Origin of the sequence: Streptococcus catagoni (genome assembly GCF_011421425.1) — a bacterium.
In the GTDB taxonomy this organism is placed as follows: Bacteria; Bacillota; Bacilli; order Lactobacillales; family Streptococcaceae; genus Streptococcus; species Streptococcus catagoni.
Genome location: NZ_WPCW01000002.1, coordinates 62,738 through 77,240 on the forward strand (window position 1 = coordinate 62,738; position 14,503 = coordinate 77,240).

15 protein-coding genes are annotated in these 14,503 nt (G+C 36.3%); 9 read left to right on the forward strand and 6 right to left on the reverse strand.

The window, feature by feature from the left end:
- Positions 1-308: 308 nt before the first annotated feature.
- Positions 309-842 carry a TetR/AcrR family transcriptional regulator gene (locus HBN42_RS04200; protein WP_165993826.1) on the reverse strand — a complete coding sequence of 178 codons (534 nt, stop codon included), beginning with the start codon at positions 840-842 and terminating at the stop codon, positions 309-311.
- 132 nt (positions 843-974) lie between these two features.
- Between HBN42_RS04200 and HBN42_RS04205 the strand changes: the two genes are divergently transcribed.
- A complete protein-coding gene (locus tag HBN42_RS04205) occupies positions 975-3,251 on the forward strand; it encodes a YhgE/Pip family protein (RefSeq protein ID WP_165993827.1) in 2,277 nt (758 codons plus the stop codon).
- A 278-nt stretch (positions 3,252-3,529) separates the two neighbouring features.
- Positions 3,530-4,144 carry an NUDIX hydrolase gene (locus HBN42_RS04210; protein ID WP_165993828.1) on the forward strand — a complete coding sequence of 205 codons (615 nt, stop codon included), beginning with the start codon at positions 3,530-3,532 and terminating at the stop codon, positions 4,142-4,144.
- 180 nt (positions 4,145-4,324) lie between these two features.
- Here the strand turns inward: HBN42_RS04210 and HBN42_RS04215 are convergent, their stop codons facing one another.
- Complete coding sequence (locus HBN42_RS04215; RefSeq protein WP_165993829.1) at positions 4,325-5,167, reverse strand: DUF368 domain-containing protein; 843 nt, start codon at positions 5,165-5,167, stop codon at positions 4,325-4,327.
- 575 nt (positions 5,168-5,742) lie between these two features.
- On the opposite strand from HBN42_RS04215, the gene HBN42_RS10300 reads away from it, so the two are divergent.
- Complete coding sequence (locus HBN42_RS10300) at positions 5,743-5,871, forward strand: putative cross-wall-targeting lipoprotein signal domain-containing protein (RefSeq protein ID WP_165993830.1); 129 nt, start codon at positions 5,743-5,745, stop codon at positions 5,869-5,871.
- A 391-nt stretch (positions 5,872-6,262) separates the two neighbouring features.
- Here the strand turns inward: HBN42_RS10300 and rpmG are convergent, their stop codons facing one another.
- Both rpmG and rpmF read right to left on the reverse strand, forming a co-directional pair.
- Positions 6,263-6,412 carry a 50S ribosomal protein L33 gene (gene rpmG / locus HBN42_RS04225; RefSeq protein ID WP_002982147.1) on the reverse strand — a complete coding sequence of 50 codons (150 nt, stop codon included), beginning with the start codon at positions 6,410-6,412 and terminating at the stop codon, positions 6,263-6,265.
- Between the two features lie 15 nt (positions 6,413-6,427).
- Positions 6,428-6,610, reverse strand: a complete 183-nt coding sequence (gene rpmF, locus HBN42_RS04230) for a 50S ribosomal protein L32 (RefSeq protein ID WP_003085054.1) — start codon at positions 6,608-6,610, stop codon at positions 6,428-6,430.
- Between the two features lie 177 nt (positions 6,611-6,787).
- On the opposite strand from rpmF, the gene HBN42_RS04235 reads away from it, so the two are divergent.
- Complete coding sequence (locus HBN42_RS04235; RefSeq protein WP_165993831.1) at positions 6,788-7,441, forward strand: TMEM175 family protein; 654 nt, start codon at positions 6,788-6,790, stop codon at positions 7,439-7,441.
- 221 nt (positions 7,442-7,662) lie between these two features.
- A complete protein-coding gene (gene hisS / locus HBN42_RS04240; protein WP_165993832.1) occupies positions 7,663-8,943 on the forward strand; it encodes a histidine--tRNA ligase in 1,281 nt (426 codons plus the stop codon).
- Between the two features lie 365 nt (positions 8,944-9,308).
- Here hisS and HBN42_RS04245 read toward each other — a convergent pair whose 3' ends face one another.
- Positions 9,309-9,581, reverse strand: coding sequence for a hypothetical protein (locus tag HBN42_RS04245; protein ID WP_207927408.1), 273 nt, complete (start codon positions 9,579-9,581; stop codon positions 9,309-9,311).
- Between the two features lie 30 nt (positions 9,582-9,611).
- Positions 9,612-9,722, reverse strand: a complete 111-nt coding sequence (locus tag HBN42_RS09985) for a helix-turn-helix transcriptional regulator (RefSeq protein WP_207927407.1) — start codon at positions 9,720-9,722, stop codon at positions 9,612-9,614.
- A gap of 193 nt (positions 9,723-9,915) precedes the next feature.
- Here HBN42_RS09985 and aspS point away from each other — a divergent pair, with 193 nt between their 5' ends.
- Genes aspS through HBN42_RS04265 form a run of 4 tightly spaced genes read left to right on the forward strand, consistent with a single transcriptional unit; the run spans position 9,916 to position 14,441 of the window.
- A complete protein-coding gene (gene aspS / locus HBN42_RS04250; protein WP_165993833.1) occupies positions 9,916-11,664 on the forward strand; it encodes an aspartate--tRNA ligase in 1,749 nt (582 codons plus the stop codon).
- A gap of 6 nt (positions 11,665-11,670) precedes the next feature.
- The gene (locus tag HBN42_RS04255) at positions 11,671-12,612 is read left to right on the forward strand and encodes a YitT family protein (protein ID WP_165993834.1); all 942 of its coding nucleotides are present in this window, start codon (positions 11,671-11,673) and stop codon (positions 12,610-12,612) included.
- Between the two features lie 17 nt (positions 12,613-12,629).
- The gene (locus HBN42_RS04260; protein WP_165993835.1) at positions 12,630-13,514 is read left to right on the forward strand and encodes a YitT family protein; all 885 of its coding nucleotides are present in this window, start codon (positions 12,630-12,632) and stop codon (positions 13,512-13,514) included.
- Positions 13,515-13,562: 48 nt separating this feature from the next.
- Positions 13,563-14,441: a YitT family protein gene (locus HBN42_RS04265; RefSeq protein ID WP_165993836.1), complete on the forward strand. Its 879-nt coding sequence runs from the start codon at positions 13,563-13,565 to the stop codon at positions 14,439-14,441.
- The last annotated feature ends 62 nt before the right edge of the window (positions 14,442-14,503 follow it).

Below are 14,503 nucleotides of genomic sequence, written 5' to 3' on the forward strand. Positions count from 1 at the left end.
AAAGTCAGCAATATCAGTGTTTAGATACTGTAAATTTACACTAATTGTAAACCGTTAAAGTTCTACAACAAAATGCTTTAATTCTTACATTACATACTTTAAAAGCCCGTTATTATGGGCTTTTTTTGTTTTTAAATTTGCTGACTAAAGTGACATAATAAAAACTTGTTCGGAAGGTTTGAACAAGTTGTTAGCTAGTGAATTGATTTATCAATGGTTCTGCTAATGATGGGTTGTGTCAAGTTGTGATGTTTTCTTTATGTAGGCCGTTTTAAGCTCTGCTATTTTATATATAGAAAGGTCAAGCTTTAGTTAATGGCTAACATTTTCAATATAAAAGTGGTCATCTCTTGAGGGCTTTCTTTTTTGCCACGGCCTATCCAAGCTTGACAGGTGCCAAAAAATGCATAGGACAGGTAGATACTTTGGTATTCTTTTTCCTTTTCTGATAGATCTCTGTGAACAGTTCTGTTTTTTAGTTCTGTGATAATCATGATTCTAACTTTATTGATAATAAAGCTTTGAATTTCTCTAGTCCCATTTGAAGAGATGAGGGCTGATAATAATTTTTCTCTTTCTAAAAATTTGAAGATTTCTAGAAAAGTTTGTTCCCAATTATCGTATTCTTTTTCAAAGACGTATTCGAGTTTATGAAATAGCATCTGCTGGTAGGAATCAATCATTTCATATTTATCTTTGTAGTGGGTATAAAAGCTAGATCGGCTGATCCCAGCTGTTATGGCTAGCCGTTTAGTAGTGATATCGTCGAAGCTTTCAGTTGATAATAGGGTAACCATTGCATCTAGTAATGCTTTTTTTGTGTTTTCTTTTCTATTTAGCATATTTCTTTCTCCATTTGTACACTTTTAGACTATGTGTCCAAAAAACCAGCATAAACTCTTGAAATTTTCTAGGAAGATTGTATAATATATTTTATCATAAATTTTACACACTGTGTTCAATTGGGAGAAAAAATGTTAGAAGAATTGAAAGCACTTATAAAAAATCCAAAATTAATCATTACAATGATAGGGGTGGCCTTGGTGCCAGCCTTATATAATTTGTCTTTTTTAGGTTCCATGTGGAATCCTTACGGTAACGTTAAGCATTTACCCGTAGCGGTTGTCAATCAAGATAAGCCAGCAAATTTTCAAGACAAGACCTTAAAAATCGGCGATGACATGGTAGACAGCATGTCTAAAAATAAGGCTTTAGACTATCACTTTACCAGTAAATCTAAAGCAGAAAAGGGTTTAGAGAATGGTAAATATTACATGATCGTAACCCTTCCTGAGAATCTTTCAGAAAATGCAACGACTTTAATGGAAGATAAACCTAAAAAATTACGTATCTATTATCAAACTAGTAGAGGTCATGGAATGGTTGCTTCTAAAATGAGTGAAGCAGCCATGATGAAGTTAAAAGACAGTGTTTCAGATAATATTACCAATACTTATACAAAGTCTGTTTTTAGAAAAATGACCAGCTTACAATCAGGTCTTCAAAAGGCTTCTGATGGTAGTCAACAATTAGCTAATGGGTCTAATGAAGCCAAAAACGGCAGTCAAGAGCTCACTGGTCATTTGAATAGCTTATCTGATGCTACTAAGACTTTGGCTAGTGGAACCACAGCCTTATCTTCTGGAATCTCTAACTATACAGGAGGAGTGACAAAGTTAAATACAGGTATTGGTCATCTGTCCAATGATATGCCCAATTATTTAAATGGGGTTAATCAATTAGCAGTTGGAGCTGATAAATTACATGCAGGTTTAAGAGAACTTGCCTCAAAGACAGGTATGAGTCAGGAAGATTCCCAAAAAATCCACCTATTGATTGCAGGACTTCCTCAGCTTAATGAAGGTATTCAACAATTAAACAATGCGGTATCAGGTTTGTCTGCACCTTCTGTAGATACTAGTGGTATTGAGAATAATTTAAAAACCATCCTGATTCAGGCACAGACAATTGCAAGTACTCAGGCTAGCCAATTAGCTGCTTTACAGGCAACGACAACCTATAAAAGCTTAACACCTGCCCAGCAAGCAGATTTAAGCAATGCACTTTCAAGTGCCTCTTCACCTACTGCTGAATCTGCGAAAACGATCTTAGAAAATGCACAATCAATGATTACAACTCTAGGAGCATTAAAAGCCTTATCTGGTGGAGGAACAGGGCAGTTATCAGAACTCCAAACTAAGGTAAAGGCCTTGGCCTCTAAATCAGATCAAGCCTTGCCTGGAGCTAGTCAAGCATTGTCAACTCTGTCAACTGGATTGGTAGCTGTCAACTCTAGCTTGACAGACCAAGTTTTACCAGGAAGTTCAAAAATAGCCAATGGTTTAAATGTTTTAAGAAGTAAAAATGAAAAAATATCAACTGGTATTAGCAGTCTTTATCAAGGCTCTACTTTACTAAATAGTAGATCTGGACAATTGATTAATGGTAGTAATAAAGTGGCTGATGGAGCTAATCAAATGTCAACGGGTTCCGACAAGCTCGCTCAAGGTGGCAGAACCTTATCAGGCGGCTTAATAAGCCTTTCTGATGGTTTAGGTAGCTTAAATGCGTCATTAAAGAAGGCATCTAATCAGTTATCATTAGTTTCTGTTAAGGATAAAAATGCAAAATCAGTGGCAGAACCTTTAACAATGAAACAAAAAGACAGTGACAAGGTTAAAAATAATGGTATTGCAATGGCTCCTTATATGATTTCCGTTTCATTAATGGTTGTTGCACTTTCAACAAATGTTATCTTTGCAGACTCTCTTTCAGGTAGACCAGTTAAAAATAAGATGGATTGGGCAAAGCAAAAATTTGTTATTAATGGCTTTATTTCTACAATGGGTTCAGTGGTTTTATATGCTGCTATTCAACTTTTGGGATTTGAAGCTAATTACAATATGAAAACTTTATTTTTCATCATCTTAAGTGGTTGGACCTTGATGGCTATGGTAACAGCCTTGGTAGGATGGGATGATCGTTATGGTTCATTTTTATCACTGGTCATGTTACTTTTACAAGTCGGTTCAGCTGGTGGTTCTTATCCTATTGAATTAAGTGGAAGGTTTTTCCAAACTCTCCATCCTTATTTACCAATGTCCTATATTGTTTCTGGACTAAGGCAGACAATTTCCTTAAAAGGTGACAATGGACATGAGATCATGGTTCTAACAGCTTTCTTATTGGCATTTATGGTACTAGCATTATGTATCTACCGTCCTAAAAAAGGATTGAAGGAGGCTGTCTAAACTTGCAACTAGATAAACAATGTGGCAAGCTTTGCTCATTTGTTGCCAGTAAGCTTAGCAGTATAAAAAGGAAAGCTCAGATGAGTTTTCCTTTTTATGATTAGTCCGCAGCCTTTACTTATAAGCTTTGCTATTTTGCCTGTAAAGTATGTTTAAGATACAAGAATCAGAAAAAGTGGCTGGCTCTTTTTAAAGTTCAATTTGAGGGAAGTATTACTTGACCTTTTGACTTTAAATTTTGTAATATAGGTTCTAACTAAGATAAAGAGGAAGAATTCATGTCTAAAGCTTACGATGAAATTATTAAGACTTATCAGCCTAAACCTCTAGGGGAAGAAAAGCGGTATGCTGTCTTTTTACCCCTTATTTGGGATAAGGATCAGTGGCAGATTCTTTATGAGATTAGAAGTCAACATATTTCACAGCCTGGAGAGGTTTCTTTTCCCGGAGGAAAAGTTGAAAAGGGGGAAACTTACTGTCAAGCAGCAATAAGAGAGACCGTTGAAGAGCTTAATATTAGGAAAGAAGAGATCCTAGTCTGGGGGGAGATAGATTATATCATTCAAGGAAAGCGTAGTATTCACTGCTTTGTAGGAGAATTGAAAATTTCTGACTGGCAGTCAATTAGACCTAATGAGGAAGTTGACAGGCTCTTTACAGTACCTTTAGAAAAGATGCTTGACAGCTATCCCGTCTATTATGAGTTGGCATCTCGTATTAAAGAAGATTCGAATTTTCCTTTTGATAGAATTAAAAATGGTGTCAACTATTCTTTCAGTAATAGAGGTTCCAGCATTCCTTTTTATGAAAATTTAGATCAAACCATCTGGGGGATGACAGCTCAGTTTACGGCTTGCTTTACAGATATTATAAAAGGGGCAAAAAAGAAGTAGACTTCTTAGAGGGATCATATAAAAGAGTATGGACAGTGCTTCGTCCATACTTTTTTCTTGTGTGATTTTTAAAGAAGCTGTGATAGGTTCAAAGGTTTTCCCTTTAAAAGGAGGGACACTTAGTTATTTTTTTGTGAATCTAGTAAAAAAGCCAGAAAAAAAGATTTTCTAGCTACCAGTTTATTTATATTTTTCTTCAAGTTTGCTCATCCAGGCACCTAAGCAGATACCTAAACAAAACAATAGGATAGCAAAAATCCATGTTAGGATTCCAGCTCCGGTGTAAGAAATGGCTTCTTTACTACTGCTGTTGGGAATAAGAATGAGAAGTGTACTTGATAAGACGATTCCAATAATGAAATGATAAACACGGGAATGATAATGCTGTAAGGTATAGTCCATTGCCTTTGAAAAAGTCAAAATAGCAACTATGCCACCAAGAGCAATAGGAAGGAAGGTTCCTACTAAGTCTAATGATTTGAAACCTTGAAGCATGGGCGAGTAGAGACCTAGAATTAAGAGTAAATTGGATGGGCTTAAACCTGGAACTAAGACACCCAGGGCAATGAGGATACCAGCTAGAATGAAGCTTAGGAAATTAGCTGGGATCTGGCTAACCAGATTATTTAAGAAATAGAGTAAAAGTCCTGAAATGACAAAGGTTAAAATAAACCACAGCCAGTCAGTCCTGTCTCGCTTTGAAGTCTTGGTTGACTCTGCAATAAGACTTGGTAGTGTTCCAATGATTGCGCCAGCAAATCCCCATAAAACAGGAACTTGAAAGTGTTTCAGTAAGAATTCAACTGGAAATGAAAAAAGAGCAATACCTAAGATGCCACCAATACCAACAGGGACAAAATAGAGAAAATTTTCAACAAAATTGTCACGAATATGGGCTAAAAAGTTAATCAGGCGTTCATAAATTCCTAAAATAGCAGCCAGTACGCCACCAGAAACACCAGGTAAGATAAAACCAAGGGCTATGATCATCCCTTTAATGACACGACTTAAAAAAAATGGCATGATGTCCTCCGAATCAAATAGTAATTGTATTGTATCATAAAATCGGCTTTTATTTTATTTAGATTTATGATGAGGGTAAAAAGAAGGTAATGATGATGACAAAGGTGGAAGCCATAATTTGGTAATCCAAGCTCAGTAAGTCATTTGTTTAGTATGGCATATTCATTTCTATCACACATAAATCTTCTAAGCTTTGTCAAGAAAGAGCTCCTCTGTGATTTCCTGAATCAGTCTTAGCCCTAGTTTTCCAAATCATCTCATCTTTTATACCAAGTTGTTTATTTCCAGCTTTCCCTATCAATGTCTTGTATGATCAAGGTTAGAAGTTCACTGATAGTCTTGACAGACTCTTTTCAACATGTCCTGTTGTGAAAAATCTTTATTTTTTAGATGGATACTATTAAAAACACCATGAAACCTTTAGTAAGACCAATGATAAAAATACTAATTCTTGATAAAGTCACCATTTCTATTTTTAATGAGTAAACTTGAGTTGTCAAGTAATAGTAAAAGGTGTAGTGTAACTTAAGTTACTTAACCGATTAACTAACTATTTTATGAGAGGTTATAGAAAAATGTTTCAATCGAAAAGAGAACGCTTTGGGTTACGTAAAAGTAAAATCAACAAGAGCCTTTGTGGGGTTACACTTGGGACTTTTCTAACAGTTAGTCTTTCTTCATTTAAATACGACTGCCTATGCTGATGCTGCTACTACTAATGAAACTTTAACAACTGTATCACCTTCTAATCAAGAAGTGGGATATCAGTCCAATCAACCACTCCAGTTACTTCTACTACTGTTTCTGATAATAAATCATCTCAAGCTGATGCCTCCATTGTTACAGGTATTCCAGTACTTGATTACTATTGATAATAAAAAGCCAGTTTTAATAAATAAAAATCACAAAGTCAGCTAGAATCATCATGGCCACCTCTTAGCCTTTATGATGCCTAAGGTTTCCATGATGATTCTAGCTGACTTTGTTTCGATTAATTAGGCTTTTTTAACCATAATAAAACACCTCTGATTCTACTTTACTAGAATCAGGGGTGTTTTTTGTGTTTCATCACGTCTATTGACGTGTAATGAATCCTTATTTAACTTCTGTAAAGGTTACGTGTTTACGTAATTTTGGTGAGTATTTTTTCAATTGAAGACGGTCTGGAGTGTTACGTTTGTTTTTTGAAGTAAGGTACAAGCGTTCACCAGATTCTTTGTGTTCAAGTGTAATATTTACGCGCATGGTATCTCCCTTCTATTATTTAGCTTCGTTAGCTTTAGCGATTTTACGTCCTTTGTAGTATCCTTTAAGTGATACACGGTGAGAACGTGAGAAATCTCCAGTAGTTTCGTCAAATTGTACAGATGGAGCTGTCAATTTATAGTGTGTACGACGTTTGTTCTTTTTAGCTTTTGACGTGTGACGTGCAGGAACTGCCATTTTTTCTATCCTCCGATTAATCTTAATATCTTGATCTTAAATCAACTTTAATAGAATAACATAAGTTTTTTGTAAAGTAAAGTTACTTGACAAAGTTTTTAATTTTTTTGAGTAAGATATTTTTAAAATGGCTAAAGTCGTGCTATGATTAGGTATTAATGGAGGAGAAGCTGTAGAATGACACATAATATTATCAAGCGTTTTGATGCTTTAAGCGATGCTATTGTTGCAATTTTGATGACTATACTGGTTTTAGAGATTAAAATTCCAAGCAGTCAAGTAGGTTTGCCGGCATTTGCTTATGCTGTAGGAACATTTTTAATTTCATTTCTGATTGTTTTTAACTTTTGGTATCGACCTACGCAGGTCATCTCTAATGTCACAGAAGTTAGATTTTCTTCCTTTATTCAAGATGTTCTTGCCCATATGATCTTAGCCCTTTTTCCCCTAGCTATTAAAATGCTTGTGGCCTATGATGATAAATGGGTAGCCATTCTTTTTTTCGGGATCATAAATCTGCTGACAGGATTGTTGTTAAATAGAATAACAATCAAGCTAACAACGGCTAATCTATCGGAACAGTTTACAGGACGAAAAGAGCAGGTGCATGTTTTTTACCAAAAGCGTTTGTTATGGTTTTCGATGATGGACCTTCTTCTTATGCTTTTAGCATTGGTATTTAATAGTTTTGGAATATTTCTCTATTTGATTTCACCCATGGTAGAATTTTGGTTTAATTATAAAAGGGGGCTAGCCTTTGAAGCTGCTGTTAAAAAAGGCTATAGCTTTGAAGCCTATTTGTCAGGGAAATTTAAAAAAAAGCTCCAATAAAAGATTGTGGCGTCCAGATAGAAATAGCTAGCAGTAAACAGTGTGGCTCTATCAAATTTGTGGTAAAATAAGGATAAGTAAATGTAAAAGGAAAGGACGGGGCTAAGTTTGGGTTGACAAGGAACACAAACTGTAGGTCATGTAGAAAATAACAGTGGATAATTAGAATTTTCTGTCATTGTTTTTTACTTAGCTTATCAAGCCTTTTGTATCTTAAATCTATGAAGCTTCAAAAACCTAAAGGAACTCAGGATATTCTTCCTGCTGACGCTGCAAAATGGCAGTATGTTGAACAAGTTGCACGTGAAACTTTTAAAAAATATAACTATGGTGAAATTAGAACACCTATGTTTGAACATTACGAAGTTATCAGTCGTTCAGTAGGTGATACAACAGATATTGTTTCTAAAGAAATGTATGATTTCCATGATAAGGGTGGTCGTCATATCACGCTTCGTCCAGAAGGAACAGCTCCGGTTGTGCGTTCATATGTAGAAAATAAATTATTTGCTCCAGAAGTGCAAAAACCGCTTAAAATGTACTATATTGAGCCAATGTTTCGTTATGAACGTCCACAAGCAGGTCGCCTTCGTCAATTCCATCAGATTGGAGTAGAATGCTTCGGTTCAGCTAATCCAGCTACAGATGTTGAAACAATTGCTATGGCCTATGATTTATTTGATGCACTTGGTATTAACAACTTAAAACTATCAATCAATAGCCTTGGTAATCCATCAAGTCGCACAGCTTATCGCCAAGCCCTAATTGATTTCTTAACACCACAAAAAGACAAACTATCAAAAGATAGCCAACATCGTTTGGAAGAAAATCCATTACGGGTTTTGGATTCCAAAGAAAAAGAAGATATTGAAGCGGTTAAAAATGCGCCTTCTATCTTAGAGTTCTTGGATGAAGAAAGTCAAGCTCACTTTGATGGTGTCCGTGAGATGTTAGATATGTTAGGTATCTCATACACAATTGACACTAACATGGTCCGTGGTTTGGATTACTACAACCACACGATTTTTGAAGTCATCACAGAAATCGAAGGATCTGAGTTGACCGTTTGTGGCGGCGGTCGTTATGATGGATTGGTGACTTATTTTGACGGACCAGAAACAGCTGCATTTGGTTTTGGGCTTGGTTTAGAACGCCTCTTAATGATTATCGACAAATTAGGCATTGAGCTTCCAATTGAAGAGAATCTAGACCTTTATATTGCCGTTCTTGGGGATGGAGCCAATAGCAAAGCTTTAGAGCTCGTTCAAGCTATTCGTCGTCAAGGTTTAAAAGCAGAACGTGATTACCTTGGCCGTAAAATCAAAGCACAGTTCAAATCAGCAGACAGCTTTAGAGCTAAAGCCATTATCACTTTAGGTGAAAGTGAAGTAGATAAAGGTCAAGTGATTGTCAAAAATAATCAAACACGTGAAGAAGTTGAGGTTTCTTTTGAAGATATCTCAAGTGACTTTAGCCAAGTATTAGCAAAGATTGGTTTATAAAAGATAAAAGGCGACATAGGACATGTCACCTTTTTGTTATGAATAGAAAAAATAAGTCGAGCACAATTAACTGGCCTGCCATTAGGCTTAGTGTGACTTTAGCTTTTTTCCGGTAACTTTGAAAAGTATATTTTTCCTCAGGAGACAAAGGTGTCAACTTAGGATGGTTTCTACTACTAAAGAGATAAAGAAGAAGTCCTTCACCTCTTTGACCACTAATGGCTAGAAGAGGCAAGACAGTTTTTTTAAACTGTCTTGTTTTAGCATCTAAGGAAACCAATTTGTATATGAAAAAATTGAGAAAAAAGGCTTCCAATAAGGTTAGAGTGAAAACAATAATGATAGCTAAGAGCATAATAGACCTCTTAAATCTTATTGATAATCTGGATAAAGAGATAGTTAGTGGAGAGAATTTCACAGATGGCACATATTAAGAAAATGTAAGGGTTATGATTAATAGCTTGATTGAAAATCATAAAAAGAAGAAGGATAAGTAAATTAATAAAGATGGCTCGCAACAATTTTGTCTGACTGTTGACCGTATTCGTTGACGCTTCCAGATGTTGGATCATTTTCTGGTCTTCTTTAATTAAGAGATCTAGGATAATCTGATAAAAATCACTTAAAGCAATAATCATCATGATATCTGGGTAAGACCTATCATTTTCTCAGTTAGAGACAGTCTGGCGAGAGACATTTAGGTGTCTGGCTATTTCTTCTTGCGTCAGACTCCTTTCTTGCCTATTCTTTTTAAGCATTTCACCAATGGTTAGTGGCATCTTTTTCTCCTCCTATAAGCTTAATATAGAGAAAATGCTTGCAAAAGTCTATCAAATTTTTTTGACATTTAGTCTTTAGAGCATCTAGTGGTTGAAGAAAGAGATTCTTTAGAAAGACTTTCTTAAATGGGTGGGGTTTTTAGTGCCTTTTTGCTATAATAGTAAGAAATATAAAAAGTAATGGAGATATGACATGAAACGCAGCATCTATGCAGGATGTGTTCGTGAAGAACATATTGGAAATAAAATAGTCTTGAAAGGATGGGTAGGTCGTCGTAGGGATTTAGGTGGGCTCATTTTTATTGATTTACGAGATCGTGAAGGAATCATGCAGCTGGTCATTAATCCAGAAGAAGTATCAAGTGAATTAATGGCAACTGCAGAAAGCCTAAGAAGTGAGTACGTCATTGAAGTTGAAGGTACCGTTGAGGCACGCCAACAGGCTAATGATAAATTAGCAACAGGGGCTGTGGAATTGAAAGTATCAGCTTTGATCATCCTAAATAGTGCTAAGACGACACCATTTGAAATTAAAGATGGTGTTGACATTAGTGATGAAACACGCTTACGCTACCGCTACTTGGATCTTCGTCGCCCAGAGATGTTAGAAAACTTTAAATTGCGTGCTAAGGTGACTCATTCCATTCGAAATTACCTTGATGGGCTTGATTTTATTGATGTTGAGACCCCTATGCTTTCAAAATCAACACCTGAAGGGGCGCGTGATTATCTAGTACCAAGCCGTGTCAGTCAAGGGCATTTTTATGCACTTCCTCAAAGTCCTCAAATTACTAAACAATTATTGATGAATGCTGGTTTTGACCGCTATTACCAAATTGTTAAATGTTTCCGTGATGAAGACCTTCGTGGTGACCGTCAACCTGAGTTTACACAAGTTGACTTGGAAACCTCTTTCTTGTCTGAGCAAGAAATCCAAGATCTGGTTGAAGGTATGATTGCCAAAGTGATGAAAGATACCAAAGGTATTGAAGTTAGTCTACCATTCCCACGTATGGCTTATGAGGAAGCTATGAACTCTTATGGTTCGGACAAGCCAGATACACGTTTTGAGATGTTATTGCAAGACTTGACAGAACTTGTCAAGGGAGTGGACTTTAAAGTCTTTTCAGAAGCAGAAGCTGTTAAGGCTATTGTTGTTAAAGGAAGAGCCGATTCTTACTCACGTAAGGATATTGATAAACTGACAGAATTTGCCAAACAATTTGGTGCTAAAGGACTAGCTTGGCTTAAGTTGACAGAAGGCAAACTTGCTGGACCAGTCGCTAAGTTCCTAACAAGTATTGAAGCTAACTTGACAGAAACTTTACACTTGGAAGAAAATGATTTGGTCTTGTTTGTGGCGGATCAGCTTGAGGTTGCTAATAGTACTTTAGGAGTTCTTCGAAATCGCATTGCTAGAGATTTTGACATGATTGACAACTCTATCTTTAATTTCCTTTGGGTGGTTGATTGGCCAATGTTTGAGTGGTCAGAAGAAGAAAACCGTTATATGTCTGCTCATCATCCTTTCACCTTACCTACAATGGAGTCAGCTCATGAGCTTGAAGGTGATTTGGCTAAGGTGCGAGCTATTGCTTATGATATTGTTTTAAATGGTTATGAGTTGGGTGGTGGAAGCCTGCGTATTAACCAAAAAGAGATGCAAGAGCGTATGTTTAAAGCACTTGACTTTACAGCAGAAGAAGCTAAGGAACAATTTGGTTTCTTATTAGAAGCTATGGATTATGGCTTCCCACCGCATGGCGGACTTGCCATTGGTCTTGACCGTTTGGTGATGTTGCTAGCAGGTAAGGATAATATTCGTGAAGTCATTGCTTTTCCTAAAAACAATAAAGCAACTGATCCTATGACACAAGCTCCAAGCCTTGTTTCAAGAAAACAATTAGAAGAGTTAAGCCTCCAAATAGATAATCATAAATAGATAATCATGACTAAAAAAATAACCTATAGGAAAAAAGTAAAATACGTTATCAGTAAAGGTGCCCGAAAGGTAGGTTTACTTCATGCCTTAAAAAGTATCTCTAAGGAAAAGTATGCGGAGAAGATTTCAGCATCTTTACTTTATGGTATCTTATCAAGTATTGCTGTTAATATCTTCTTTCAACCAGGACATATTTATGCCAGTGGAGCAACTGGTTTAGCACAGGTTATATCTGCCTTAAGCCAGAGACTAACGGGCTTTGTTTTCCCTATTTCTATTGCCTACTATCTGGTTAATATCCCACTATTAATCTTGGCCTGGTATAAGATTGGGCATAAGTTTACCATATTTACCTTTATTACTGTATCCATGAGTTCCCTCTTTATCCATATCATGCCTCAGATTACCTTGACATCTGACCCCTTGATTAATGCGATTTTTGGTGGATTGGTTATGGGTGTTGGGATTGGCTACAGTTTGAAATCTCGTATTTCAAGTGGAGGAACGGATATCGTTAGCCTGACCCTTCGTAAGGTGACAGGCAAGGATGTTGGCAGCATCTCCCTGGCTGTAAATGGTATGGTATTGGTTTTTGCGGGTATCTTATTTGGTTGGCAATACGCCTTGTATTCCATGGTATCTATCTTTGTTTCAAGCCGTGTAACAGATGCTGTATATACGAAACAGAAAAAAATGCAAGCCATGATTGTCACAGAAAATCCTGAAAAAGTTATTTCAGATATTCATAAAAAGCTCAACAGGGGTGTGACTTGTATCAACCATGCTGAAGGAACCTATAGGCATAGACAAAAGACTGTCTTGATAACTATCATCACAATGGAAGAGTACAATGACTTTAAGTGGTTAATGGAGTCAACAGATCCAACAGCTTTTGTATCAGTAGCTGAAAATGTTAGAATTATTGGTCGTTTTGTGGAAGATGACTAGAGTATAGGGGAGACTTGGTGCAAGTAGTAGATAATAAATTACAGATAAAGAATATATGTTTTATTATTTTAGGGGCAGCTATTTATGCCTTTGCCTTTGTCTACTTTTACATGGCAAATAGGATTGCTGCTAATGGAATGGCTGGATTAGCACTGGTTGCTAAAGCTCTTTTCAATATAAATCCTACCATTTCGGGATTTCTTATCAATCTTCCTTTGGTTTTTTTGGGTGTCCGATTCTTTGGTAAACGCTCAACCATTTACACTATTATCGGAATTGTTTCTCTTTATCTCTTTGTCTGGGTCTTCCAACAAATTCCCTTAATCATTGACCTCGATCATGATAGTTTGGTAGTCTCACTGATGGCCGGGATCATTGGTGGGATAGGAGGCGGCATTGTCTTTAGAAATGGGGGAACAATTGGTGGAGCCGATATTATCGGAAAACTGATAGAAGATAAATTTGATCTACAGGTTAACCAAGCTCTACTAGGTATTGATATCTTTGTGATGGTTCTTTCACTAACTTATATTTCGCTTCCTAAGATGATGTATGCTCTAATAGCGAGTTTTATGTATGGTAAATTGGTCCATCTTGTTCAAAATGGTGGTTATTCTGTTCGAGGAACTATTATCATTTCGGATTTTTCTACAGAAATATCTCAGTTTATCATTGAAGAGCTAGGAAGAGGTGTTACCTACCTCAATGGTGAAGGGGCATTTTCTGCCAAAGAGAAAAAAGTTATTTATGCTGCTTTAACGCGTACAGATGTTCGAGCGGTTAAGTCCATTATTAATGAGATTGACCCAGGCGCATTTGTTTCAATTTTTGATATGGATGAAATCAATAGTCCAGATTTCTTTCTGCCTAAAAAGAAAATACGAAAAAAAAGAAATAGCTAGTTTGCTCAATAGAGTAGCTAGTTTTTTGTGGGAATATGAGGTGATATTGTGAAGAATTTGGAAGTATTAAACAAATTAAAAGAGTTATTCTTAATTACTTTAGGTGTTGCTATTTATGCCTTTGGATTTGTTAATTTTAATATGGCTAATAAGCTTGCCGAAGGAGGTGTAGCAGGTTTAACCCTCATTACCCATGCTCTTGTAGGGGTTAACCCAGCTTATTCCTCTCTTATTTTTAACATCCCCTTGTTTATTTTAGGTGCCTTTATTTTTGGGAAACGCTCCTTAGCTTTAACGATTTATGGAACAGTAACCATGTCTCTTTTTATTTGGCTGTGGCAAAAAGCACCTATTGAGATGGGGCTTCAAAACGATATGATGCTTGTTTCTGTGGTTGCGGGTTTGTTTTCAGGAACTGGTAGTGGTCTTGTTTTTAGATATGGTGCTACAACGGGTGGAACTGATATCATAGGACGTATTGCAGAGGAAAAATTTGGGATCAAGTTAGGGCAAACTCTGCTCTTTGTGGATGCCCTTGTCTTAATTGCTTCGCTTTCCTACATTGATTTGAAACATATGCTTTACACTTTAGTGGCTAGCTTTGTTTTCAGTCAAGTCTTAACAATCGTTCAAAATGGTGGTTATACTATCCGTGGAATGATCATTATTACCAAGCATTCCAAGGCAGCAGCTTCAGCTATTCTCACAGAAATCAACAGAGGTGTTACCTATTTGAAGGGTGAGGGAGCTTATTCTGGCAATGAATATAATGTCATGTATATTACCCTAAGTCCCAATGAGGTTAGAGAAGTTAAGCGAATCCTGGCTGATCTAGATCCAGATGCCTTTATTTCTATAGTTGATGTGGATGAGGTTATTAGCTCAGACTTTAAAATTAGGCGTAAAAATTATGATAAACCTGTATAAAAATAAGAAGGTAAAAGAAAAAACCTTTTATGTCAACTCTGACATAAAAGGTTTTTTGATAG

Coding starts and splice junctions, on each gene's coding strand:
- hisS (WP_165993832.1), top strand. CDS start 7,663: ATGAAGCTTCAAAAACCTAAAGGAACTCAGGATATTCTTCCTGCTGAC.
- HBN42_RS04245 (WP_207927408.1), bottom strand. CDS start 9,581: ATGATTATTGCTTTAAGTGATTTTTATCAGATTATCCTAGATCTCTTA.
- HBN42_RS09985 (WP_207927407.1), bottom strand. CDS start 9,722: ATGCCACTAACCATTGGTGAAATGCTTAAAAAGAATAGGCAAGAAAGG.
- HBN42_RS04215 (WP_165993829.1), bottom strand. CDS start 5,167: ATGCCATTTTTTTTAAGTCGTGTCATTAAAGGGATGATCATAGCCCTT.
- HBN42_RS04235 (WP_165993831.1), top strand. CDS start 6,788: ATGACACATAATATTATCAAGCGTTTTGATGCTTTAAGCGATGCTATT.
- HBN42_RS10300 (WP_165993830.1), top strand. CDS start 5,743: ATGTTTCAATCGAAAAGAGAACGCTTTGGGTTACGTAAAAGTAAAATC.
- rpmF (WP_003085054.1), bottom strand. CDS start 6,610: ATGGCAGTTCCTGCACGTCACACGTCAAAAGCTAAAAAGAACAAACGT.
- HBN42_RS04255 (WP_165993834.1), top strand. CDS start 11,671: ATGACTAAAAAAATAACCTATAGGAAAAAAGTAAAATACGTTATCAGT.
- HBN42_RS04205 (WP_165993827.1), top strand. CDS start 975: ATGTTAGAAGAATTGAAAGCACTTATAAAAAATCCAAAATTAATCATT.
- aspS (WP_165993833.1), top strand. CDS start 9,916: ATGAAACGCAGCATCTATGCAGGATGTGTTCGTGAAGAACATATTGGA.
- rpmG (WP_002982147.1), bottom strand. CDS start 6,412: ATGCGCGTAAATATTACACTTGAACACAAAGAATCTGGTGAACGCTTG.
- HBN42_RS04210 (WP_165993828.1), top strand. CDS start 3,530: ATGTCTAAAGCTTACGATGAAATTATTAAGACTTATCAGCCTAAACCT.
- HBN42_RS04200 (WP_165993826.1), bottom strand. CDS start 842: ATGCTAAATAGAAAAGAAAACACAAAAAAAGCATTACTAGATGCAATG.